Below are 24087 nucleotides of genomic sequence, written 5' to 3'. Positions count from 1 at the left end.
TGTCATTCCAGCACGAAGGTGTGCATTGTCCCGCCCTGGCCGTCGACGAGGGTCACGGACAGCGGAAGGGTGTCCGCCTCGGCCGGAACGGTGAATTCGTGCGTCGTCGGCGCAAGGTCGGCCGTGCAGACCTTGTCTCCGGCCTGCTCGAAGGTGATGTTCACGCGGTCGCTGCCGGCCGATTCAATCCGGGTCGGGACGGCCGGGCAACTGGAGCTTCCCCACAGCGTGACGCCGAACCGCCGGGGTTTGTCCACCCATCCCGCCAGCGGCGTCCCGATCCCAGGGGGCGATGCGGGGGACGCCGTCGACGAGGATCCCGGGGAGGCGTCGGGCGCGACGGAGGGCGACGCCACCACGCCGGGGTAGCTGCGGTCGGCGGCATGTGGCGGGCCGGCGCAGGCCGCGATACCCAGCAAAATGCCGACGGCGAGTGCACAGGCCAGTGTCCGCAGCCGGCGTCGTCTCCCCGGGTACAGGTTCATCACTCACCGGTCCCCGGCTGTTGCCCGGAACCGAAGGTGTGCAGGGCCCGGGTGTAGGCGGCCGGTTCGTTGCGTGTGGCGGCAGAGACGGCTAGATGCCGGGCGGTGATGCGCCGGGCGAAGTATCCCCGGTAGGGCAGGACGATCACGGTGTCCAGTCCGTTCTCCCAGGCGGCGATCAAGGCGGGCAGGCTCTGAGGCTCAGGGAGTTCGGCCGCACTCCTGCCCGGATGGATGTCAGCCTGCGGGCCGGACGCTATTGCCCAGGCGTTGTAGGCGCCGGCGTCGATTCCGGCCCAGCCGTGGTCCGCCTGCCAGAACGGCGGAATCAAGGGATCGAGGCCGTGTCCTGGCTGCGAGACCAACCGGAGGTGGGCCGGAGTCGGGTGGATCGTCGGGTCGGGCTCCTCTACGGAATACCAGTCCCACGCCCGGGCCCAGGCCCGGCGCCAGCGGGCTTCCCACTCGGCCGGCGTCGCCGAGTCCGGGAGCCTCGATGTCCCGGCGTCGGGCACCGGCTCCAGGAGGGGGACATCGGCGTCGGCCGCTATGTCCCAGGCGTGGCGAATGAAAAGCAGGAGCGTCAGGTGGTGAGGCGTGTCGTCCACGCGGATGACCATCCCCTGCGGCCACGGGTTGTCCGGCACCGGATCCCAGTACTTCATGCGCTTCTTCCCCCAATTAGCGGCTGCGTCGTCCCGGCCCATTCTGGCGAACGACGGCCACCAGCGCCAGAGCCTGGACCTGCACCCCACCGCCATTCGGCGCTTAACAAACACCGCTCACGGTTCGCTGTGTGACGCGGCACACGTCGGGCGCAGCTCAGGCGTTAGTGTGTATTTCGGAACAGCTTTTTGCGGTACGACCGTGACCAGCCCATGCCCGACGCCGCGCACGCGGCACGGCCCTGCGGCGGAACGGACGCCCCGCGCAGCACGGATCGATGAATGATGAGGTTCACCATGTCCCAGCAGACACCCGGCTCCACGACGACGCAGGCCCCCCAGGGCGATGCCTTCGAAAACCTGTCGCAGGAGAACCGCAAGTTCGCCCCTTCCCCCGAGTTTGCGGCCAACGCGGTGGTCACCGCCGCCGACTACGCCGAGGCCGACGCCGACCGGCCCGCCTTCTGGGCGAAACAGGCCCGGGAGCTGCTCACCTGGAGCAAGGACTTCACACAGACCCTGGACTGGTCCACGCCGCCCTTCGCCAAGTGGTTCGTCGGAGGCGAGATCAACGCCGCCTACAACGCGCTGGACCGCCACGTCGAAAACGGCCACGGCGACCGGGTTGCCATCTACTTCGAGGGCGAACCCGGCGATACCCGGACCTACACGTACGCCCAGCTCACCGAAGAGGTGAAGAAGGCCGCCAACGCCTTCGAGTCCCTCGGCGTCGCCAAGGGCGACCGTGTGGCCGTGTACCTGCCGATGATTCCCGAGGCCGTCATCACGCTGCTGGCGTGCGCCCGGATCGGCGCAATCCACTCGGTGGTCTTCGGCGGCTTCTCCGCCGAAGCCCTCCGTTCCCGGATCGACGACGCCGAGGCCAAGCTCGTGGTCACCGCCGACGGCACGTACCGGCGCGGCAAGCCCAGTGCGCTCAAGCCGGCTGTGGACGAGGCGCTGTCCCACGAGGGCGACGGCACAGGGCACACCGTGCAGAACGTCGTCGTCGTCAAGCGCAATGGCCAGGACGTCGACTGGCATGACGGCCGGGACCACTGGTGGGCCGACACCGTCGGGACCGCCTCCGCCGAGCACACCGCCGTCGGCCATGACTCCGAGCACCCGCTCTTCATCCTCTACACCTCCGGCACCACCGGCAAGCCCAAGGGCATCCTGCACACCACCGGCGGCTACCTCACCCAGGGCGCCTACACGCACAAGGCGGTCTTCGACGTGCACCCGGAAACCGACGTGTACTGGTGCACGGCCGACGTCGGCTGGATCACCGGTCACTCCTACGTCGCCTACGCCCCGCTCATCAACGGCGCCACCCAGGTCATGTACGAAGGCACCCCGGACTCCCCGCATCAGGGCCGCTGGTGGGAGATCGTGGAGAAGTACAAGGTCTCCATCCTCTACACCGCCCCCACCGCCATCCGGACCTTCATGAAGTGGGGCAAGGAGATCCCGGCGAAGTCAGACCTCTCCTCGATCCGTGTCCTGGGTTCCGTGGGCGAACCCATCAACCCCGAAGCGTGGATGTGGTACCGCGAGGTCATCGGCGGCAACGCCGGGAAGAACGGCGAGCGGAAGGAAACGCCGGCCCCGATCGTGGACACCTGGTGGCAGACCGAAACGGGCGCCCAGATGATCGCCCCGCTGCCCGGGGTCACCGCCACCAAGCCCGGCTCCGCCCAGGTTCCGCTGCCCGGCATCGCCGTGGACGTCGTGGACGAACTCGGCGAGTCCGTGCCAAACGGCTCCGGCGGCTACCTCGTGATCCGCGAGCCGTGGCCCGCCATGCTCCGCGGCATCTGGGGTGACCCGGAGCGCTTCAAGGACACCTACTGGTCCCGCTTCGAGACCATGTACTTCGCCGGGGACGGCGCCAAGAAGGACGACGACGGCGACATCTGGCTGCTCGGCCGGGTCGATGACGTGATGAACATTTCCGGACACCGGCTCTCCACCGCCGAAATCGAATCCGCCCTGGTGTCCCACCCTGCCGTCGCGGAAGCCGCCGTCGTGGGCGCCGCGGACGAGACCACCGGCCAGGCCGTCGTCGCGTTCGTGATCCTGCGCGGGGACGCCGTGGACACCGGGGATGCGATTGTGCAGGAACTCCGGAACCACGTCGGCAAGGAGATCGGGCCGATCGCGAAGCCCAAGACCATCCTCGTGGTGCCCGAACTGCCCAAGACCCGGTCGGGCAAGATCATGCGGCGCCTGCTCAAGGACGTCGCGGAAGGCCGTGAGGTGGGCGATGCCACCACCCTGGCCGACAACACGGTGATGGCGCAGATCGCGCAGTCGCTGCGGAAGTAGGCGGTACGGCCCGGTTTAGTCAGGCATAGTTCGGCCGGGGACGGTTCGACGGCGGCGCCGCCCACCATTGGTGGGTGGCGCCGCCGCCGGTTAACCCGGGCGTTTGTTCCGGGGCGGTCAGCCGCCGGAGCAGGCCTTGACCAGGACAGCTTCGAAACTCGTTGCCGCGGGGGTGGTGAATTTCGCGTTGACGAGGGCGAGGGTATCGCCGAACAGCGCCGCCGTTGTGGGGATGTCGAAGTTCCCGCTGGTGATGACCTCCCTGACCTCACCTGAGCTGAGGCGCCCGTTCAGGTCGACCCGGCTGACCTGGTTGAGGAGGTTCTGGACGGCCCAGAGGGTGCCGTCCCGGACGACGATGCCGTCGACGTTCGTCAGGGCGACCGTAACCCCGGCGGAGTTTGTGACGTCGATTTTCTTGTTGGATCCGTCGGCCGGGTCGACGGTGTACAGGGCGCCGCGGCCCGTGTGGGCGACGATCAGCTTGTGGCCATCATCGGCGGCGGCTATTCCGTTGAGGTTGAACCCTTCGTCAACAGTGCCGGCGGGGGCCTTAAGCGACAAGGTCCGGACGTCCTCCGGTTGCCCGTCGCGGCTGATCGGGACCCGGTAGAGCTCACCGGCCCGGGAGTTGGTGAACCACGCGCCGCCGCGGGTCAGGGTGACGTCGTTGATGAAGCTGGCACCGGCGGGCGCCAGTTCGTACACGGCCACGGTCTCCTTCGTGTCCAGATCGTACACATAGGCCTGGCCGGTGCCGCCGCCGGCCACGAAGAGAAGGTCGTTGTCCCTGTCGACCTTCATGCCGAGGGCTGCGCGGCCCTCCGGCGCTTTGATGAACAGTTTTGCCTTGCCGGTGTCGATGTCTCCCCGGAAGATGTTGCCGTTGAGCCGGTCGCCGGCGAAAAACGTGCTGCCCTCCCCTGCGGCGATCCCTTCAGCCCCGGTGGCGCCGGGGAGGTGGATCACCGGGGAGCGGCCGTCCCGGTCCGCCCCGGAGGCGGAGGCCAGGGGCGCCGGCACGAGAAACGCCGCCAGGGCAAGGACGCCCACGGCCAGCCGGCGGATGGATTTTCCTGTGTGAGTAGTGCGCATGATGTGCTCCGAGATCGGGCTTGCCGCGCGGGCTGACCAGTACGGGCGCTCCGCACGATGGTCCTTTCAGTCTAGGCAGGCGGGCCGGTGCGGGCCAGAGCGGCCTGCCTCTCCGGGCCCGTCCCGGGGTTGTCATTTGCGTGCCGATTCCCCCGCCGGGTGCGGCGGCCCGCAACGCAACGCGATACATTGGCAGGCATGAGCGAAGCCACCCCCGACGGCGCCGGCCGCGGCACCATCCTGGTCCTCAACGGACCCAACCTGAACCTGCTCGGCACCCGTGAACCGGAGAAGTACGGCACCGCCACACTGGCCGACGTCGAACAGCTCGCCAAGGACGCGGGCGAGGCGCACGGTCTCGACGTCGAGTGCTTCCAGTCGAACCATGAGGGCGCCCTTGTGGACGCCATCCATGCCGCCCGCGGCAAGGCCGTCGGCATCGTCATCAATGCCGGCGCCTACACGCACACCTCGGTGGCCATCCGGGACGCCATCTCCGCGGTGCAACTGCCAGCCGTCGAGGTCCACATCACGAATGTCCACGCCCGCGAGGAGTTCCGGCACCACTCGTACCTCTCGGACATCAGCAAGGCGGTCATTGCCGGCGCCGGGATCCTGGGCTACCGGTTCGCCGTCGAATACCTCGCCGGGCTGCAGGCCGGCCGGGACTGAGCATGTCCCCCGGCGAGCCCGCCCGCGGGGACTCCGGCCCAGCGGACTCCGGCCCAGCGGAATCGGGCACGGCCGCGTGGTTCCGGCACTTTGGCACCATCGACGCGCCGGGCAACTCGGAGTGCTACGCCGAATGGTCGGTGGGGATCGCGGATGACCCGGAACTGCTCCGGCGGATCGACGAATGGCCGCACAACAAGCGCCAGCCCCTGCTCATGCTCGCCGCCGCCCGCTTCCTCGGCGCGCGGATCAGCCCCTACCGGGGCTTCCGCGCGTTCCTGGACTCACACTGGGCAGACGTCTCCCGGACGGTGCTCTCCCGCGCCACGCAGACCAATGAGACCGGGCGCTGCGCCACCCTGCTGCCTTCGCTGGCGCAGATCGCGGCGGCCGGCGGGCGCCCGCTCGCCCTTATCGAGGTGGGGGCCTCGGCCGGGCTCAACCTGTTTCCGGACCGCTACGGCTACGAGTACAACGCCGGCGCCCGGGTCACCCGGCTGGCCCCGGCCGGCGCACCTCCCGGCAGCTACCCCGTCCTGGGCTGCGCCGTCACCGGCCCGGTCCCGCTCCCGGCGGAACTCCCGCGGGTGGTGTGGCGTGCAGGGATCGACCTCAACCCGCTCGATGTCCGGAACCCCGACGACGTTGCCTGGCTGGAGGCCCTGATCTGGCCGGAGCAGGACTTCCGCCGCGAGAGGCTGCGGCGGGCGATCGCGGTCGCCCAGGCTGACCCGCCGCTGCTCGTGGCCGGGGACCTCAACGACCGGCTCCTCGCCCTCGTGGCGCAGGCGCCGCCGGACGCCACTCTGGTGGTCTTCCACAGCGCGGTCATGGCCTACCTCGACGCGGAGGCCCGGGACCGGTTCCGCGGCACCATGGCGCGGCTCGCCGTCGAACGCGGCTGCCACTGGCTCTCCAATGAGGGGCACATGGTGGTCCTCCAGGCGGATGGCTCCAGCGTGGTCCCGGAAATGGCTGACGAACGGCTCCGCGGGCGGTTCCTGCTGCTTCACAACGGCAACCCGGTGGCGATCACCGGCCCGCACGGCCAGAGCCTGGAGTGGCTGTAGCAGGTTCCGTCCCGGAGCCTGGCCGGTCCCCGGTTACTTCTGGATGCACTGGCCCGGGGAAACGGCGCTGCCGAGGCCCGGGGCCTGGGCCGCGACCGGTTCCAGATCCGTCATGGTGATGGCATAGCCGAGCGTGGACCCGCCCGTGGACTTGGCGAAAATCACTCCGGCCACCTGGCCGTCGTTGGTCAGCAGCGGGCCCCCGGAGTTGCCCGGCTGGACGTCCCCGGCAATCCGGTAAACGTCCGCCGGCGCGGGGTTGTTGCCGTAGATGTCCGGGACCAGCACCGTCGCAATGTCCTGCACCGTGGCGGGCTTGGACTGGAACGGGCCACCGTGGGGATACCCGGCAAACGCTGCCGGGCTCCCGGCCGGCAGGTCGGAGCTGAGCGGCAGCGGGGCGGTGCGGAGGCCGTCGACGGCCACGACCGCGAGATCGTGCTGGGTGTCGAAGTACACCACACGTCCGGGCAGGGCGCCGCCGCCGGGGATCTCCACCACCGGTTCCGGCACGCCGGCAACCACGTGGGCATTCGTGACCACCCGGCCGGGGGACACCACGAAACCGCTTCCGGTCTGGCTTTGCCCGCACTGGTAGGCGGTGCCGGCTATCTTCAGGACCGAGGCCGCTGCCCTGTTCAGCGCCGGGGTGTCGGTGCTGGTGTCCGGGATGGCCACCGGCTGGCCCTGCCCGATGCCCTCGAACAGCGTCGGGATGCCCTCACCGATTACCGCGGAGCGCAACTGTGCCATCGAGGTCTTCAGCGGCACCGGGGTCACGCCGTCGATGAAGCGGATCACTTTGGACTCGGCGAGCGGCTGCGAGACGAAGGGAACGCCGAGCGCACCGATACTGAAGGCCAGCATCGACATCACCAGGGCCGACACCACCACGTTGACGCCGCCGCCGGCCAACCGGTCCATGGACCGCAGCGGGCTGATCTTGACGACGCTGCGGATCCTGCGCCCGATCGCGGTGCCCAGCCCGTGCCCAAGGACCATCAGCAGCACGGCGGTCGCGATAATCGCCGTGAGGCGCCAGCCGCTGTCCTCCACCAGTCCGCTGACAATGGGGACGGAGACAAACGCTGCAACGGCGCCCGCGGCGAACCCGGCGATGCCTCCGGCTGTCACCAGGAAGCCATTGCGCAAGCCATGGAACAGGTAGGACAGCAGCGTCACGATCAACACCACGTCCAAGATGGTCAAGCCGAACACCAATGCTCCTTATAGGCAGGAAAACCCCAATTCTACCGGCGCCGGCTGACAGTTTGCCGAAGGCGTCCGGAGGGCCGATTTCGGGGCAGATGCGCCCCTGGCCACGACGTTTGGCGCGTTTCGGTGCCAAGTACGTCACAGACGGGCCAAAATTCTGAAACAATGGCTGAAGCGCCCCAGCCGACACAGTTAGTCAGGAGATTTCATGGATATCGAGGTATTGCGCCGCGCACCCCTTTTCGCCACGCTCGACGACGAGGCGTTCCGTCTGCTGACGGACGAACTCACAGAGGTGGACCTCTCACGCGGAGCCTCGGTATTCCGGGAAGGCGATCAGGGCGACCAGCTCTATTTCATCGTCTCCGGCAAGGTCAAGCTGGGACGCACGTCCCCCGACGGCCGGGAGTCGCTGCTGGCCATCCTCGGCCCGGGCGAGCTCTTCGGCGAAATGGCACTGTTCGACCCGAGCCCGCGCACCGCGACGGCAACGGCCGTCTCGGAAACGCGGCTGGCCGGGCTCAAGAACGAGAGCCTCAACGCCCTGCTGCGCACCCGCCCGGAGGTTTCGGCACAGCTGCTGCAGGCCTTGGCCCGCCGCCTGCGCCGCACCAACGATTCCCTGTCCGACCTGGTCTTCTCCGACGTCCCGGGCCGCGTGGCCAAGGCGCTGCTGGACCTGGCGGACCGCTTCGGCCGTCCCGCGACTGACGGTGTCCTGGTGGCCCACGAGCTCACCCAGGAAGAACTGGCCCAGCTGGTCGGCGCTTCCCGCGAGACGGTCAACAAGGCCCTCGCCGAATTCGTGCAGCGCGGCTGGCTGCGCCTGGAGGCCCGCGCCGTCGTCATCCTCGACATGCAGCGCCTCCGCCAGCGTTCCCGCTAAGCCCGGCAGGCATTACGCCTGCAGCACACCGAAGGCCGGCCCGTGAATACACGGAGCCGGCCTTCGGCGTTGCTCAGGACTCAGGTTCGTAGCCGATGAGCCAGTGAAGTCCATGACGGTCGATGACCTGGCCGTCCGAAGCGCCCCAGGGCTTCAGAGCCAGAGGGTCGACCACCCGGCCGCCCACGGCGAGCTTGTCGAACCACTCGTGGAGGACGGCAGGTTCCGCGGTCCCCAGCAGTGAGAGCCTGAGGCCCTCGAACCGGACACTCTGCTCGCCTGCGGCCGCATCCGATCCCGCCAAAGCCACTGCTCCGTTCAGCTGACCGTGGGCGATGGCATCCGGCGGGCCGTCAGTGCGGCTGAACTCCTCATAGGTGAACAAGGCAAGCTCTCCGCCGAAAACGTCCGCGTAGAAGCCCAGGGCTTCACGTGCCGTGCCGGGGAAGGTGACATAGATCTGCAGCGCTGTCATGGGCACAGCCTACAGACACCCAGTCAGCGTTCGCGCTGGGGCTCTCCGGCGACGGTCTTGGCCGCCTCGACCTCGAGCATGAGCCGGCCGTCTTCCTCGACTAGCTTCGGCTGGTAGACGTGGGCCTTGCGCTTGTAGCTGAGGTAGGCGATGCAGCCGTTGGCGGCAGCCATCTTCTCGAGCATGATTTCCGAGCCGGGAACCAGAAGCTGGCCGAGCGCGAGCCCGGCGGTGTTCTCCTGGGCCACCTCATCGCCGAGCTCAGAGGTGTTGCGGCCGTCAACAACCTTCCGGGCGCACACCCAGCGGCCCCACACGCCTTTGCTGGCCAGCAGCGACGGCTGCTGGTTCATCGGAACGGTGGCCGCGAAGTAGCGGGTGTTGAAGCGGCGGTGCGCGAAGTCCGGGCTGAGCCAGTTGACCAGAGGCTTGAGCAGGTCCGTCCGCACCGAGAGGCCGCGCTTGGCGAGCACCTCGGTGAAGGACTTCTCCTGCTCCGCCACGGCCACGCGGGCCCTCATCCACTCGGCCGTCGAGGTCGCCTCGACGGTGGTGGACAGGTCCGGCCCGGCGAGGAGGATGCCGGTTTCCTCGAACAGCTCACGGATGGCGCCCACCACATGGCGGCGCGCCAGCCCGACGTCGGCCGTTCCCATCTGCTCGGCCCAATGCTGCGGCGAGGGGCCCAGCCAGCCGACGGCGTCGTCGTCGGACGCCTCCAGCGACCCGCCCGGGAAGGCGAGTACACCCAGCGGCGAGGATCCGGGCCGGTACCCCAGCCAGGTCTCCAGGCCGGTGGGCGAATCTCGGAGCAGCACCACGGAGGACGCGAACCGGGCCGCGCGGGGCGTCCGTTCGCCGTGTTCAAGCCAGCTGCGGGCCGCCCCCTCAAGATCCGGGGGGAGGGCAAACAGTCGTCGGGCTAACTGAGGCAAGGAACTGACCCGCGCTCTAGGCGAATTCGGCGATCAGTTCGACTTCAACGGGTGAGTCGAGTGGAAGGACAGCGACGCCGACGGCGGACCGTGCGTGCTGGCCGGCGTCGCCGAGGACCTTGCCGAGCAGTTCGGACGCGCCGTTGATCACCCCGGGCTGGCCGGTGAAGGACGGGTCGGAGGCGACGAACCCCACAACCTTGACGATCCGGGTGATGCGGTCGAGGTCCCCGATGACGCTCTTTACGGCAGCCAGGGCGTTGACGGCGCATACGGCGGCGTACCGCTGGGCCGCCTCCGGTGAGACCGTGGCCTCATCCGAGGCGCCTTGGGTTCCGGAGGACACCTTGCCGGTCGCTTCGAGCCTGCCGTCGAGGAACGGCAACTGGCCAGAAGTGTAGACATGGTTGCCGGAGATCACAGCCGGGACATAAGCAGCAACCGGAGCGGCAACCTCGGGCAGGGTCAGTCCGAGCTCGGCGAGGCGCTGCTCGACGGCGGACGACGCGCCGGTGCCGGCGGTGCTGCGGGCCGGAGTTCCGGGAGCCCCTGAGGCGCCCGGGGCGGCGGATGCGGGGGTGCTCATGGCTACTGCTTCTCCCGCTTCAGGTAGGCCACCAGGCCGTTTCCGTCGGGTCCGGGGACAACCTGGACAAGCTCCCAGCCGTCGTCACCCCACTGATCCAAAATCTGCTTTGTGGCGTGAATAATGAGCGGAATCGTGGCGTACTCCCATTTGGTCATGAACTAAAGCCTAGTCCTTGCCGGTAAAGTGGAAAACATGGCGACTGGTAAGAACCCTTTATTTGACACGGCCACCACCCTCGGAAAGATCCTTCTTTTCCTGGGCGTGAGCGCCATTTGTGGCGTCCTGGTGGCGGGACTGCTGGTCCCCGCGGCAGCCGTTACCGGCAGCTCGGCCAGCGGATCGATCAAATTCTTCGACACCCTCCCGGCCGAACTGCAGGTGGACCCGCCGAGCCAGTCGACGACGGTCCTGGCCTCCGACGGCAGTGTGATCGCCAGCCTCTACGCGGAGAACCGCACCAAAGTCTCCCTCGACCAGATGTCGCCGTACGTCAAGGACGCGGTCATCGCCATTGAGGACAGCCGCTTCTACGAGCACGGCGGCGTGGACACCACCGGCATCATGCGCGCGCTGGTCAGCACGGCCCGCGGCAACAAGCAGGGCGCGTCCACCATCACGCAGCAGTACGTGAACAACGTCATCAACTCCTCCCTCGAGGCCGAGGGCAAGAGCGACCAGGTCCTCCTCAATGGTGTGAACAAGGGCGTGGGCGACAAGCTCCGGGAAATGAAGCTCGCCATCGCCTTGGAGAAGAAGTTCACCAAGGAAGAGATCCTCGAGGGCTACCTCAACATCGTCTTCTTCAACCGTGACGCCTACGGCATCGAAGCCGCCTCCAAGTTCTTCTTCAGCACCACCGCCAAGGACTTGACCCTGCCGCAGGCCGCGCTGCTGGCCGGCCTGGTCAACAGCCCGTCCTTCTACGACCCGATCACCAACCCCGAGAACGCCAAGGTCCGGCGCGACCTGGTGCTCCAGTCCATGCTGACCCAGAACAAGATCAAGCAGGCCGAGTACGACGCCGCTGTGGCCACTCCGGTGGAAACGAAGGTCACGCCGGCCCGTCAGGGCTGTGCCTACTCAGCGACGGCCCCGTACTTCTGCGACTACGTGCTGCACCTGCTGCTGAACAACCCGGCCTACGGCGCCGACGCCGACGCCCGGGTGCGCAAGGTCTTCCGTGGCGGCCTGACCATCAAGACCACCCTGGACCCGAACGCCCAGGCCGTGGCCCAGGCCCAGGTTGAAGCCTCCGCCGGGGCGAACCCGGACAAGTGGGGCGCCTCGCTGGTCTCCGTGCAGCCGGGCTCGGGCAAGATCGTCTCCATGGCCCAGAACACCCAGTTCCTCGAGGCCGAGGGGAAGTTCAACAACGTCATCAACTTCAACGTGGACATGAAGGACGCCAAGGGCAACGACCTCGGCGGCCTGGGCGGTTTCCAGCCCGGTTCCACGATGAAGCCGTTCACGTTTGCGGAGTGGCTCAACGAGGGCAAGTCCATGAACACGGTCCTCAACGGTGCCGTGCGCAAGTACCCGCTGAACTTCCGGTGGAAGAACACCTGCCCCTCCCCCGTGGATGGTGCCTACAACACGGCTGAAGTGGGTCTGGGCGCGGCTCCTGACCTGCAGAACGCCGAAGAGGACTGGTACCGCCCCCTGTCCGTCCTCGAGGGCCTCTACAACTCGATCAACACCATCACCTTCGCCTCCGCGGCGCAGGTGGACCTCTGCGGCATCCAGAAGATCGTCGACGCCGTGGGAATCCACGCCGGCCAGACCAACGAGCCCGTTCCCATGACCCGCCTGTCGAACCTGATCGGCGCCACCCAGACCTCGCCGCTGACCATGGCCAGCGCGTTCGCGACCTTCGCTAACGACGGCAAGTACTGCGAGCCGATCGCCATCGAGTCGGTCACGGATGCCACCGGAGCCCAGCTGCCGGCCCAGGCCACGAGCTGCCGCGATGCGATCAAACCGGAAGTTGCACGTGGCGTGACGTATGCGCTGCAGGAAGTCCTGAACCGCGGTTCCGGCTCCCTGATCCAGCCGCGGATCTCCACCCGGACCAGCTTCCCGATTGCTGCCAAGACCGGTACCAACGACCCCAACAACTCCACCTGGGTGGTCGGCTTCACCAGTGGCCTGGCGACGGCGTCCTGGTTCGGCGACGCGCTCGGCAGCCAGGACCGGCCGGGACGCAACGTGACCCTGAACGGCAAGTTCTACAAGGCGATCGACGGTTACATGATCGCGGGCCCGCAGTTCTCGAAGTACATGGCCCAGGTGGCACCGGCGTTCGGCACCAGCCCGTTCCCGGCCCCGCCGTCGAACCTGCTGACCGGCCCGGCTCCCGCGCCCAAACCGTCGACACAGGCGACGCCGGCACCGTCCAGCGCGCCAAGCGAGCCGGCACCAAGTGAGCCGGCGCCGGCGCCGGCGCCGTCGGACCAGCCAGGCAACGGCGGCCAGCCCAAGCCGTGACCGGACACAATCCGCTGGCAAGCCGCGTCCGAAGCATCGGGCGCGGCTTCGCCGTAACCGCTGCCGCCGGCGCCGTGACAGGTGCCGCCATGACCGGGTACGGGCTGTGGGAGAAGAACCAGTTCGTCCTGCGCGAAGAGACCCTGCCGATACTCCCTGCGGGCTTTGGCCCAATCCGGGTGCTGCACCTGAGCGACATCCACTTCGTGCCCGGCCAGCACCGGAAGGCCGAGTGGCTGTCCTCGCTGGCGGAACTGCGGCCGGATCTGGTGGTGAACACCGGCGACAACCTCAGCCACGCCAAGGCGGTACAGCCCCTGCTGGAGTCGCTCCGCCCGCTGATGGAGTTCCCCGGAGTCTTCGTTCCAGGTTCGAACGACTACTTCGCGCCGCGGATGAAGAACCCGGCGTCGTATTTCCTGGGCCCGTCCTCGAAGCCCAAGGCCCCGGCCAAGCTGGACTGGGCGCGTCTCCGTTCCGGTTTTGGCATGGGCGGCTGGGTGGACTTGACCAACCGCTGCCAGTCGCTGGTGATCAAGGGCCTGCGCGTTGACTTTTCGGGCGTGGACGATCCGCATCTGGGCCTGGAGCGGTACGCCGGCTGGCCCCGCGGCACCAAGGGCCAGGACAGCAAACCGCACCTCCGCGTCGCTGTGATCCACGCCCCCTACCAGCGTGTCCTGGACCGTTTCACCGAGGACGGCGCCGAGCTCCTTCTGGCCGGCCACACCCACGGCGGCCAGATCTGCGTCCCCGGTTTCGGGGCACTCGTCGCCAACTGCGACCTCCCGACGTGGCGGGCCAAGGGCCTGCACGACTGGGAAAGCAAGGGACGCACGACGCCGGTTAACGTCTCCGGCGGCATCGGCACCTCGCGTTTCGCCCCGGTCCGGATCGCCTGCAAACCCGAGGCAGTGCTGCTCACGCTCACCGAGCGTTCCTAACCCGCCCGCTTCCCCCGCCCCCACAGGACATGCCCACCCCCGTGCGCCACCGTTGGACATAGTGGGTCTATGTCCCCTCCCCGCGGCCACGACTGGGCATGTCCCCTTAACGGCGGCACGCCGGAATCCCATTGCGGAATGTAATTACTGGGCGAGATCCTGATGCTGTCGATTTATATGTGAACCGGGTCACCCGATGCCCTAGGGTAGTTGCTACAGGAAACTACATCCAGTTGCGTTAGATATTTCGCAGTTGCGTTTTAAGAAGCAGGCATGGCCAAGCAGACCTCATTTTTCTCCTCCATCAGCCGTCTCTATCCGCACGTCAAGCCGATCATTCCGCGGCTGGTCATGGGCCTGCTCTGCGCACTGCTCGCCAGCGTGGTGGCCCTGGCCATCCCCCAGGTGCTGCGCGTGCTGGTGAACCAGTCCCTCCAGCCCGGCGGCAGCACCGACGCGGTCTGGGCCGCCTCCCTCGTCATCCTGGGCCTGGGCGTCGCCGAGGCGGGGCTCGTGGCCCTGCGCCGGCAGTTCGTGATCAACCCCGCCACCACGGTCGAGACCCGGATGCGGGTGTCCCTGTACGGCCACCTGCAGGACCTGACGGTCTCCTTCCACGACCGCTGGGGCTCCGGGCAGCTGCTTTCCCGGGCCATGACCGACCTGAATTTCCTGCGCCGCTGGATGGCCTTCGGCGCCATCATGCTCGTGGTCACCACACTGACCGTCGTGATCGGCGTCGCCGTCATGTTCTCGATGAGCTGGCAGCTGGCACTGATCTTCCTCGCCGCCGCGGTGCCGATCATGATCTACGGCTTCCGCTTCCGCACCCGCTTCAGCAAGGTGGCCCGCCGCAGCCAGGACCAGGCCGGCGACCTCGCCACCACGGTCGAGGAATCGGTCCACGGGATCCGCGTCCTCAAGGCGTTCGGCCGCAGCCGGGAGGCACTGGAGAACTTCAACGAACAGGCCGAGGAACTCCGGCAGACTGAGATCGCCAAGGCCAAGCACCTCGCCACCTTCAGCCTCGTAGTCACCCTCCTGCCCGAGCTGGCCCTCGGTGCCGGCCTCGTCGTCGGCATCCTGCTGGCCTCCACCGGCGAGCTGAGTATCGGCTCCCTGGTGGCTTTCTTCGCCACCGCCGCCGTGATCGCCACCCCGGTGGAATTCTGCGGCATGCTGCTGGCCATGGCGCTCACCGCCAAGACCGCGGTGGACCGGCATTTCGAGGTGATGGACTCGGTGAACACCATCACCAGCCCGGACCAGCCGCGCCGCCCCGCCGAGCTGAAGGGCGCCCTCAGCTTCAACAACGCCACCTTCGCCTACGAGGATGCCCCGGACAAGCCGATCCTCAAAGACATCAGCCTCGACATCAAGCCCGGCGAAACCATGGCCCTGGTGGGAATCACGGGCAGCGGCAAGAGTGCACTGCTCCAGCTGGTCCCCCGGCTGTACGAGGTCACCGACGGTTCCATCACCATCGACGGGGTGGACCTGCGGGAGTTCAGCGTCGAGGAGCTCCGCACGGTGGTCGCCGTCGCGTTTGAAGACACCACCCTGTTCTCCAGCTCCGTCCGCGACAACGTTCTGCTCGGCGCACCGGCCGGCCTTCCGGCCGAGCGCCGGGAAGAGGCCCTCGAGGAGGCGCTCGACGTCGCCCAGGCCCACTTCGCGTATTCCCTCCCGGAAGGCCTCGACACGCTGATCGGCGAGGAAGGCCTCAGCCTGTCCGGCGGCCAGCGGCAGCGCATCGCCCTGGCCCGCGCCATCGCCGCCCGGCCCAGGGTCCTGGTCCTGGACGATCCGTTGTCCGCCCTCGACGTCCACACCGAGGAACTCGTCGAGACCAGGCTGCGGGAGGTGCTCACCGCCACCACGACGCTGATCGTGGCCCACCGGCCGTCCACGGTCGCGCTGGCGGACCGGGTGGCGCTGCTGGAGGACGGACGCATCACTGCCGTCGGCACCCACACCGAACTGCTCGCCGAGAACCGCCACTACCGCTACGTGATCGCCAGCCTCGACCCGGAACCGCGGGACCTCGACTCCGAGCTGCTGGATTCCGAACTGTCAGATCTCAATGCCGAGGAGATTTCCCGATGAGCAGCGCCACCTTCGGCACCGCGAACGAGGACAACGCGCACCTGTCCAAGGGCGAAAGCAAGACCGTCCGGCGCCGCTCCCTGGCCCTGCTGGGCTCGCTGATCCGCCCGGTCCGCAAACGGTTCTGGCTGACCATTGCCGCCGTCGTGCTGTCCCAGGCGGCGCGGGTAGCCGGGCCCGCGCTGATCGCCTTCGGCATCGACCGGGCCCTTCCGGCCCTGACCGCCGGCGACAACCTCCCCCTGCTGCTCACCGGCGCCGCCTACCTGGCCGCCGCCGTCGCGACGGCCTGCCTCACCGCCCTGTACGTGACCTCGACGGCGAGGCTGAGCCAGGCGATGCTCCTGGACCTGCGGGTACGCGTCTTCCGGCACACCCAGCGGCTCAGCCTGGAATTCCACGAAAAGTACACCTCGGGGCGCATCATCGCGCGGCAGACCTCGGACCTGGAGGCGCTCCGCGAACTCCTGGACTCAGGGATCAGCTCGCTGGCCTCCGGGATGCTGTTTATGGTCTTCACCGCCATCACCGTGTTCGCCCTCGACTGGCGCAGCGGGCTCCTGGTCCTCGCCGCCGGCGTGCCGATGTACTTCCTGGCCCGCTGGTACCAGAAGCACTCCCAGATCGCGTTCCGCGAGTCCCGCGTTGTCTCGGCCCGGCTGATCGTGCACTTCGTCGAAACCATGACCGGCATCCGCGCGGTCAAGGCTTTCCGCAAGGAACGCGAAAACGCCGAAAACTACGCCGGGCTCTCCGAGGACTACCGCAAGGTCACGGTCCGCTCCATCAACCTCAACGGCGTCTTCCAGCCCGGACTGGTGCTGATCGGGAACGTCTGCGTCGCCGTCGTCCTGCTGTTTGGCGGCTTCCGCGTGCTCAGCGGCGATCTGGCCGTCGGTGTGCTGCTGGCCCTGATCCTGTCCACCAAACGCTTCTTCCAGCCGGTGGACCAGATGGCCATGTTCTACAACTCGTTCCAGAGCGCCCAGGCAGCGCTGGAGAAGGTCTCCGGGCTGCTCGAGGAGGTCCCCACCGTCCGGCCGCCCAAGAACCCGGTAGCCCTGCGCGACGCCAAGGGAGCCATCGACTTCACGGGCGTCGAGTTCCGCTACGGCGACGGGCCGGTCATCATCCCCGCCATGGACCTGCACATCCCCGCCGGCCAGACGGTGGCGCTTGTGGGCCAGACCGGCGCCGGCAAATCCACCCTCGCGAAGCTGATCGCCCGCTTCTACGACGTCTCCGCCGGCTCCCTCACGCTCGACGGCGTAGACCTGCGGGAGCTTGCGACGGCGGACCTGCGGCGGAACGTCGTCATGGTCACCCAGGAGGCCTTTCTGTTCAGCGGGTCCGTCGCGGACAACATCGCCCTCGGCCGGCCCGAAGCCTCGCGCGAGGAGATTGAGGACGCCGCCAGGGCCGTGGGCGCGCACGATTTCATCACGGAACTGCCGGACGGCTATGACACCGACGTCAACAAGCGCGGCGGACGGGTCTCCGCCGGGCAGCGCCAGCTCATCAGCTTCGCCCGGGCCTTCCTGGCCCGGCCCGCGGTCCTGATTCTGGACGAGGCCACGTCTTCGCTGGACATCCCGTCCGAGCGGCTGGTGCAGACCGGCCTGGCCGGGCTGCTGCAGGGCATCGACGCCGACAGCGGCCGGACCGCCCTCATCATCGCGCACCGCCTGTCGACGGTGGAGACCGCGGACCGCGTCCTTGTGGTCCATGACGGGCGCGTGGTCGAGGACGGCACCCCGGAGCAGCTGATCGGCGGCGGCGGCCGGTTCGCGCAGCTGCACGGCGCCTGGAAGGACTCGCTGGTCTGACAACCAGGGGCCGTGCGCGCCTTAAGGCGTTCCTTGCGGCTTCTGTTGCAAGGATGACGGCTGCCCGATTTCACATCCGGAGCCCCATCCGATACTCTTGTGAAGTTGCTTTTGAAGCAACGGATCGGGATGTGGCGCAGCTTGGTAGCGCGCGTCGTTCGGGACGACGAGGTCGCAGGTTCAAATCCTGTCATCCCGACCAATCAAAAGAGGGTCTTCCATTCGGAAGGCCCTCTTTTTGTTTCCTGCCAGCCGGCGATGCCGCCGCCCCGCCGCCGTTTCGGGCAAAAAATAGCTCCGGGACATGGTTCGCGCATGTCCCGGAGCTATCAAAGAGCCAATGCTTACATCGGGTCCGGCCAGTTGCCGATGTTGGTGGAGAAAGTCATCGGGTCCGGCCAGTTGCCGATGGCCGAGAGACTTCCCTGGCTGGAGCTCATGGGGTCGGGCCAGTTGCCGATGGACAGCGTAGTGCCCATGGGGTCCGGCCAGTTACCGATGGCACTTACGGACAGGACTGCGGGAGCCGCTGCGGAGAAGGCCAGCGCCCCTGCCAAGGCGACGGAAGCTGCAATCTTCTTGAACATGTGGGTTCCTCAATACGAGTCGGAAACGCGATTCGGATACATTACAAAGCGAGCACTAGCCCTTGTTGACATACATTGTAAAATGGCTTGCACAGAGACTGTCAAGCATTTAGTACAAAGACTGTCCGGAATTAGGAGGAACCCGTGGGGAACGGATTCGGGGAGAAACTCCGAGCGGAACGGCTCGAACGCGGCCTGACGCAAGCGGAATTGGGACGGGACTTGTACTCGCCCAGCTACATCTCCCTGCTGGAGACCGGACGCCGCGAACCGACCGCCGATGTCATTGAGGAACTGGCCCGGCGGCTCGAACTGGCGCCCAAAGCGCTGGAAGCGTGGAGCCAGCCAGTGTCCGTCAGCGACGCCGAATACGTGCTGGCCGGCCTGTACGCGCGCCAGGCCTGGGACCTGCGGGACTACGCCCTGGCGGCAACCCACGCCGCGTCGGCGGCCCAGATCGCCCTCGAAGCCAAGAACACCAGCGCCTGGTGGAACATGAGCTACATGCAGGCCGAGTGCCTGATGAAGCAGGGCCAGCTGAAGGAATGCCAGGACCTGGTCCAGCGGCTGCTGGACCACCCGATGGCCGCCGAATCGGCGGGCCTGGGCGTCCGGGCACGGCAGATGCTCGCGGCCGTGTGCCACGGCCAGGGGCAGCTGACGGTCGCCGTCGGGCACGCGCAGGAGGCGGTGCGGCTCTGCGCCGAACTGCCCAAGGGCTCCACACTGATCATTGGTGCGCTGCGCGCCCTGATCGGTGCACTGGCCGAAAGCGGCCGGCTGGACGAGGCCTGGGAATACTGCCAGGCCATGAACGAGCAGATGGATGACCATTCCATGACCCAGCTCGCCGGCGAGGTCGCCTGGGTGATCGGCAACGTGGCCTTCATGCGCCACGACTACACGGAAGGCATCAAGTACCACGAGCGGGCGGCGCAGCTGCTCTCCCCCGCGAACGACATCGACCTCTGGGCGCGGTTCAACAAAGCGTCAGCCGCCGTCCGACTGTCCTCAGGGATCGTGGAGCCTGAGACGCTCACCTCGATCGAGCGGGCAGAGCTGGCGCTCTCGATCGTTGGCGGCAACAAGACAGACCAGCTCGAGGTGGCGTTCATCCGGGCCCGCTGGCTCTACCTGACCGGCGACATTGTGGCGGCCGTCCAGAAGCTGCGGGAGATCCACGCCGAAAAGGACGCCCTCGCCAAACACGTGGCCGGCGAGGTGGCCCTCCTGCTGGGCAAGGCGCTCAAGGCCGCGGGCGAATCCGACGAGGCCCTCATCTACCTCGAGGAAGCCCAGAAGGAATTCAGCGCGGCGGGCGCCTCGGACCGGGTCCAGCAGGCGATGGACGCCGTGCTGGAGATCCGGCTGGCGCAGCGGCGCGCGCAGGCCGCCGCTTCGCCCGGAGCCGAGGCGGCCCGCTCCGCGACGGCCTAGGCGAACGTCCGGCCGGTGAGCTTCTCGAAAGCCTCGACGTAGCGGCTGCGGGTGCGGGCGACGACGTCGGCCGGCAGGGCCGGCGGCGCCACGTCCGAGGACTTGTCCCAGCCGGACTCGGCCGAGGTCAGCCAGTCGCGGACGTACTGCTTGTCATAGGAGGGCTGGGCCTTGCCCGGCTCATACGTGGCGGCATCCCAGAACCGTGAGGAATCCGGGGTGAGCACCTCGTCGCCGAGCGTGATGACGCCGGTGGCGGCGTCGAACCCGAATTCCACCTTGGTGTCGGCGAGGATGATGCCGCGGCCGCGGGCGATCTCCTCGGCCTTGGTGTAGATCTCCAGCGTGAGTTCGCGCAGCCGTGCGGCGATGTCCTCGCCCACGGTGCCGACGACGGCCTCGTAGGTGATGTTTTCGTCATGCTCGCCCACCTCGGCCTTCGCGGAGGGGGTGAAGATCGCTTCCTCGAGCCGGGACCCGTCCACCAGGCCTTCCGGCAGCGGGATGCTGCACACGGTGCCGGACTGCCGGTACTCGAGGAGACCGGAGCCGGTGAGGTAGCCGCGGGCGATGCATTCGACCGGGAACATGTCCAGTTTTTTGCAGATCATTGCCCGGCCCTCGACGGCCGCGGGCACGCCGGCGTCGACCGTGGACGCGAGCACGTGGTGTTCCACGCCGAGCTGTTCGAACCACCACAGGCTCAGCTGGGTCAGGATGCGGCCCTTGTCCGGAATCTCGCTGGCGAGCACGTGGTCGTAGGCGCTGATGCGGTCGCTGGCGACCACCAGGACGCATTCCTGGCCGATGCGCTCCGTGATGGACTCGTCCACCGGAACGTAGAGGTCGCGGACCTTGCCGGAGTAGATGTGCTTCCAGCCGGGAAGGTCCAGCGTCTCGGTGTCCAAGCCTCCCTTCGGCGCAGACGATGCGGGACCGGCAGCCGGCAGGGAGGATTCGGGGCGGCTCATGCTCAGGCCTTCGCTTTCGTGGCGGCGGGGGCGCCGGGCGACTGCACTTTGATCTCGCCGCGGGCCGCCTTTCCGCCGATGTCGGTGCGGAACTGGCTGCCGTCCAGCTGGACGAGCTCGACGCCGTCGTACGCCCGTTCGCGGGCCTCGACGAGGTCCGTGCCGAGCGCGACGACGGCGAGGACCCGTCCGCCGGCGGAGACCACTTTGCCTTCGTCGTCGAGCCTGGTGCCGGCGTGGATCACGTGGACGCCTTCGATCGACTCCACTTTCTTGAGCCCGCGGATGCGGTCGCCTGTGCGCGGAGTATCGGGGTAGTTTTCGGCGGCGACGACGACGGCGACGGCGGTTTCCTTGGACCAGCGCAGCGGCTGGATCTTGTCCAGCTCGCCCTTGGCGGCTGCCATGAGCAGCCCGCCGAGCGGGGTCTTGAGGCGGGCGAGGACGGCCTGGGTTTCCGGGTCGCCGAAGCGGACGTTGAACTCGATTACCCGGGTGCCGCGGGACGTCAGCGCCAGTCCGACGAAGAGCACACCGACGAACGGGGTGCCGCGGTGGGCCATCTGGTTGACCGTGGGCTGGGCGACGCGGTCCAGGACCTCCTGGACGAGGCCTTCGGGGGCCCATTCCAGCGGGGTGTAGGCGCCCATACCTCCGGTGTTGGGGCCCTCGTCGTTGTCGAAGATCCGCTTGAAGTCCTGCGCCGGGGAAAGCGCCACGGTGTTGCGGCCGTCGCAGAGGACGAAGACGGAGACCTCGGGGCCGTCCAGGAACTCCTCGATGACCACCGTGCCGCCGGCGTCGAAGCAGGTCTGGGCGTGGGCGAGGGCCTCGGCCCGGTTGCTGGTGACGACGACGCCCTTGCCTGCGGCGAGCCCGTCGTCCTTGACGACGTAGGGGGCGCCAAAGGTATCGAGCGCGTCGGCGGCTTCCCCGGCGTTGCCGGCAACCCGGGCCATCGCAGTGGGGACCCCGGCCTCGGCCATGACTTCCTTGGCGAACGCTTTGGAGGCCTCAAGCTGGGCCGCGGCCTTGCTGGGGCCGAACACCGGGATGCCGGCGGCACGGACGGCGTCGGACACGCCAGCGGCCAGGGGCGCCTCGGGGCCGACCACCACGAGGTCGACGGTGAGCCTGGTGGCCAGGGCGGCGACGGCGGCCGGATCGTTCGCGTCGATGGCGTGCGCGGGGACCAGTTTGCTGATGCCGGCGTTGCCCGGGGCCGCATGGACCTCGGACACGTTCGGGTCTGCAAGCAAGGATCGGACAATGGCGTGTTCGCGGCCGCCGGGGCCGATGACAAGTACCTTCACAGTTCCCAAGGGTACTTTGTGGACCCGGCAGGCTCCTAAGCTGTGACCACCGCCGGACATGCCCAGTCTTGGTCCCACCCCAACCCGCGGGACATGCCCAGTCCTCGCCGCAACCACTGGACATCATGCCAACATGTCCATCCCCGCGCTCTAGGGGAGGGCATGTCCCCTCAATCCCGGCACCCGACCCGCGGGACATGCCCAGTCCTCGCCGCAACCACTGGACATCATGCCAACATGTCCATCCCCGCGCTCTAGGGGAGGGCATGTCCCCCGCCCGGCGGGCAATCCGCGGAACTGTCGGCTACGAAGACCTGTTATGGACAAGCCCAGCACGCAGACGCCCCGCGCAGAAAAACCCCGCGCGGAAGAACTCAGCATCAAGGAGCCCGCCCGGCCCCGGCCCGGCCAGCGCCCGGCCGCCAGACGGCTGTCCGGACCCACAGCCCTTGCCGCGCTGGCGGGGGTGGCCGCCGCCGCCGTCGTGCTGTCCGTGGCGGAGCTGGTTGGCGCATTCTTCACGGCCCGGGCGACGCCGGTGATCGCCCTGGGCTCGACCTTCATCGACTTCACGCCGTCGTGGATGAAGGACTTCGCGATCGCCACTTTCGGCACGAACGACAAGCTCGCCCTGTTCGTCGGCATGGCCGTGACCATCCTGCTGCTCGCGTGCGTCCTGGGCATCGTGGCATACCGCAAGTGGGCCCTCGGCGTCGCGGGTGTGCTGCTGATGGGCGCCGTGATCGTCGCGAGCGTGGTGACCCGGGCCAGCGTGAGGCCGCTGGATGCGATTCCCACGCTGATCGGCACCGTGGCCGGGCTCATTGCGCTCCGCTTCCTGATCACGCGGCTGTGGCGGATGCAGGAGTGGCCGGAGATGGACGCGGACCTGGCAGCCAAGGATCCGGAACGTCCCGCAACGAGCCGCCGCGCCTTCTTCGCCGCGAGCGGAGTCACCGCCGCAGCCTCAGCCATCGCCGCGACCGGCGGGCGCATGCTCAGCTCAGCCCGCAGCAACATCGCCCAGGCCCGCGAATCCCTGCAGCTCCCGGCACCGGCCAAGGCGGCCCCCGCTGTCCCCGCCGGGGTGCAGTCCAAGGCGCCGGGGGTTACGCCGTGGCTGACGCCCAACAACGACTTCTACCGCATTGACACCGCCCTGAGCGTGCCCGAAGTCAACGCCCAGGACTGGGAGTTGCGCATCCACGGCCTCGTGGAGCAGGAAGTCCGGCTCAGCTTCCAGAACCTGCTCGACGCGGACCTGATCGAGTCCCACGTCTCGCTGACGTGCGTGTCGAACCCGGTCGGCGGGAACCTGGCCGGCAACGCCAAATGGCTGGGCATGCCCATTCGTGACGTGCTCAAGATGGCCCGGCCCAAGGAGGGCGCGGACATGGTGCTCTCCACCTCGATCGACGGCTTCAGCGCCTCAACCCCGCTCGAGGTCCTCCAGGACGACCGCGACGCCATGCTCGCAATCGGCATGAACGGAGAAGCCCTGCCGCTGGAACACGGCTATCCGGTGCGCATGGTGGTCCCCGGCCTGTACGGCTTCGTCTCCGCCACCAAATGGGTGGTGGATATGGAAGTCACCCGTTTTGCGGACAGCAAGGCCTACTGGACGCAGCGGGGCTGGTCCGAGCGCGGCCCCATCAAGACCATGGCCCGGGTGGAGGTCCCGAAGTCCTTCGCCAGGGTCCCGGCCGGGCGGGTCGCGATCGGCGGCACCGCCTGGGCCCAGACCCGCGGCATCACCAAGGTTGAGGTGCAGATTGACAACGGGCCCTGGACCGAAGCCACCCTCGCCGATGAGGCCTCACTCATCACCTGGCGCCAGTGGTCCTTCGACTGGGACGCCACCCCGGGCCCGCACTACATCAAGGCCCGCGCCACCGACGGAACCGGCGAGGTCCAGACGGACAAGCGGGCGGATCCGGTGCCCGACGGCGCCTCGGGCTGGCAGTCGCTGATGGTGACCGTGGAATAACGGGGTATCACTGCCGG

General features: G+C 68.0%; 21 protein-coding genes and 1 tRNA gene. 11 read left to right on the top strand and 11 right to left on the bottom strand.

Annotated elements, in window-relative coordinates; translation table 11 throughout:
- Window positions 1-2 precede the first annotated feature (2 nt).
- Both AC1DF4_RS00180 and AC1DF4_RS00175 read right to left on the bottom strand, forming a co-directional pair.
- Entirely contained in the window at window positions 3-488 is a 486-nt protein-coding gene (locus AC1DF4_RS00180) for a hypothetical protein (RefSeq protein WP_476911011.1), read from the bottom strand.
- Window positions 485-1150: a hypothetical protein gene (locus AC1DF4_RS00175; protein WP_476911010.1), complete on the bottom strand. Its 666-nt coding sequence runs from the start codon at window positions 1148-1150 to the stop codon at window positions 485-487. Before AC1DF4_RS00175 ends, AC1DF4_RS00180 begins: the two co-directional genes overlap by 4 nt.
- A gap of 297 nt (window positions 1151-1447) precedes the next feature.
- On the opposite strand from AC1DF4_RS00175, the gene acs reads away from it, so the two are divergent.
- Entirely contained in the window at window positions 1448-3478 is a 2031-nt protein-coding gene (acs, locus tag AC1DF4_RS00170) for an acetate--CoA ligase (RefSeq protein WP_476911009.1), read from the top strand.
- A gap of 117 nt (window positions 3479-3595) precedes the next feature.
- On the opposite strand, the gene AC1DF4_RS00165 is transcribed toward acs, so the two are convergent.
- Window positions 3596-4573, bottom strand: a complete 978-nt coding sequence (locus AC1DF4_RS00165) for an SMP-30/gluconolactonase/LRE family protein (protein ID WP_476911008.1) — start codon at window positions 4571-4573, stop codon at window positions 3596-3598.
- A 198-nt stretch (window positions 4574-4771) separates the two neighbouring features.
- On the opposite strand from AC1DF4_RS00165, the gene aroQ reads away from it, so the two are divergent.
- Both aroQ and AC1DF4_RS00155 read left to right on the top strand, forming a co-directional pair.
- The gene (gene aroQ, locus AC1DF4_RS00160) at window positions 4772-5245 is read left to right on the top strand and encodes a type II 3-dehydroquinate dehydratase (RefSeq protein ID WP_476911007.1); all 474 of its coding nucleotides are present in this window, start codon (window positions 4772-4774) and stop codon (window positions 5243-5245) included.
- A 2-nt stretch (window positions 5246-5247) separates the two neighbouring features.
- Complete coding sequence (locus AC1DF4_RS00155; protein ID WP_476911006.1) at window positions 5248-6315, top strand: DUF2332 domain-containing protein; 1068 nt, start codon at window positions 5248-5250, stop codon at window positions 6313-6315.
- A gap of 33 nt (window positions 6316-6348) precedes the next feature.
- Here the strand turns inward: AC1DF4_RS00155 and AC1DF4_RS00150 are convergent, their stop codons facing one another.
- Entirely contained in the window at window positions 6349-7533 is a 1185-nt protein-coding gene (locus AC1DF4_RS00150; protein WP_476911005.1) for a MarP family serine protease, read from the bottom strand.
- A 205-nt stretch (window positions 7534-7738) separates the two neighbouring features.
- Here AC1DF4_RS00150 and AC1DF4_RS00145 point away from each other — a divergent pair, with 205 nt between their 5' ends.
- Entirely contained in the window at window positions 7739-8416 is a 678-nt protein-coding gene (locus AC1DF4_RS00145) for a Crp/Fnr family transcriptional regulator (protein WP_011693220.1), read from the top strand.
- 73 nt (window positions 8417-8489) lie between these two features.
- Here the strand turns inward: AC1DF4_RS00145 and AC1DF4_RS00140 are convergent, their stop codons facing one another.
- The 4 genes from AC1DF4_RS00140 to AC1DF4_RS00125 are packed head-to-tail and all read right to left on the bottom strand — an operon-like array spanning window position 8490 to window position 10570.
- A complete protein-coding gene (locus AC1DF4_RS00140) occupies window positions 8490-8891 on the bottom strand; it encodes a VOC family protein (RefSeq protein ID WP_476911004.1) in 402 nt (133 codons plus the stop codon).
- A 23-nt stretch (window positions 8892-8914) separates the two neighbouring features.
- Complete coding sequence (locus AC1DF4_RS00135; protein WP_476911003.1) at window positions 8915-9826, bottom strand: NUDIX hydrolase; 912 nt, start codon at window positions 9824-9826, stop codon at window positions 8915-8917.
- A gap of 16 nt (window positions 9827-9842) precedes the next feature.
- Entirely contained in the window at window positions 9843-10412 is a 570-nt protein-coding gene (locus AC1DF4_RS00130) for a RidA family protein (RefSeq protein ID WP_476911002.1), read from the bottom strand.
- A gap of 2 nt (window positions 10413-10414) precedes the next feature.
- Entirely contained in the window at window positions 10415-10570 is a 156-nt protein-coding gene (locus AC1DF4_RS00125) for a DUF4177 domain-containing protein (RefSeq protein ID WP_003797879.1), read from the bottom strand.
- Between the two features lie 37 nt (window positions 10571-10607).
- Between AC1DF4_RS00125 and AC1DF4_RS00120 the strand changes: the two genes are divergently transcribed.
- The 5 genes from AC1DF4_RS00120 to AC1DF4_RS00100 all read left to right on the top strand — a co-directional run bounded on the left by AC1DF4_RS00120 (window position 10608) and on the right by AC1DF4_RS00100 (window position 17977).
- Complete coding sequence (locus tag AC1DF4_RS00120; protein WP_476911001.1) at window positions 10608-12899, top strand: transglycosylase domain-containing protein; 2292 nt, start codon at window positions 10608-10610, stop codon at window positions 12897-12899.
- Window positions 12896-13843: a metallophosphoesterase gene (locus AC1DF4_RS00115; protein ID WP_476911000.1), complete on the top strand. Its 948-nt coding sequence runs from the start codon at window positions 12896-12898 to the stop codon at window positions 13841-13843. The genes AC1DF4_RS00120 and AC1DF4_RS00115 overlap by 4 nt, the downstream gene beginning before the upstream one ends.
- 273 nt (window positions 13844-14116) lie before the next feature.
- Window positions 14117-15949, top strand: a complete 1833-nt coding sequence (locus tag AC1DF4_RS00110) for an ABC transporter ATP-binding protein (RefSeq protein WP_476910999.1) — start codon at window positions 14117-14119, stop codon at window positions 15947-15949.
- Window positions 15946-17775 carry an ABC transporter ATP-binding protein gene (locus AC1DF4_RS00105; RefSeq protein ID WP_476910998.1) on the top strand — a complete coding sequence of 610 codons (1830 nt, stop codon included), beginning with the start codon at window positions 15946-15948 and terminating at the stop codon, window positions 17773-17775. Before AC1DF4_RS00110 ends, AC1DF4_RS00105 begins: the two co-directional genes overlap by 4 nt.
- Before the next feature lie 125 nt (window positions 17776-17900).
- Window positions 17901-17977, top strand: a tRNA-Pro gene (locus AC1DF4_RS00100).
- 142 nt (window positions 17978-18119) lie between these two features.
- Here AC1DF4_RS00100 and AC1DF4_RS00095 read toward each other — a convergent pair.
- Window positions 18120-18362 (bottom strand): hypothetical protein, encoded by a 243-nt coding sequence (locus AC1DF4_RS00095; RefSeq protein WP_346927190.1) that lies wholly within the window; start codon window positions 18360-18362, stop codon window positions 18120-18122.
- A 144-nt stretch (window positions 18363-18506) separates the two neighbouring features.
- Here AC1DF4_RS00095 and AC1DF4_RS00090 point away from each other — a divergent pair, with 144 nt between their 5' ends.
- A complete protein-coding gene (locus tag AC1DF4_RS00090) occupies window positions 18507-19799 on the top strand; it encodes a helix-turn-helix domain-containing protein (protein ID WP_476910997.1) in 1293 nt (430 codons plus the stop codon).
- Here AC1DF4_RS00090 and AC1DF4_RS00085 read toward each other — a convergent pair.
- Both AC1DF4_RS00085 and purD read right to left on the bottom strand, forming a co-directional pair.
- Complete coding sequence (locus AC1DF4_RS00085) at window positions 19796-20770, bottom strand: phosphoribosylaminoimidazolesuccinocarboxamide synthase (protein ID WP_476910996.1); 975 nt, start codon at window positions 20768-20770, stop codon at window positions 19796-19798. The two genes, AC1DF4_RS00090 and AC1DF4_RS00085, sit on opposite strands and share 4 nt — an antisense overlap.
- Before the next feature lie 2 nt (window positions 20771-20772).
- Complete coding sequence (purD, locus tag AC1DF4_RS00080) at window positions 20773-22083, bottom strand: phosphoribosylamine--glycine ligase (RefSeq protein WP_476910995.1); 1311 nt, start codon at window positions 22081-22083, stop codon at window positions 20773-20775.
- A 319-nt stretch (window positions 22084-22402) separates the two neighbouring features.
- Here purD and AC1DF4_RS00075 point away from each other — a divergent pair, with 319 nt between their 5' ends.
- Window positions 22403-24070 carry a molybdopterin-dependent oxidoreductase gene (locus AC1DF4_RS00075; protein ID WP_476910994.1) on the top strand — a complete coding sequence of 556 codons (1668 nt, stop codon included), beginning with the start codon at window positions 22403-22405 and terminating at the stop codon, window positions 24068-24070.
- The last annotated feature ends 17 nt before the right edge of the window (window positions 24071-24087 follow it).

It is taken from the genome of Arthrobacter sp. 05N429 (assembly GCF_056397045.1).
This window is presented reverse-complemented; position numbering and strand designations above follow the sequence as displayed.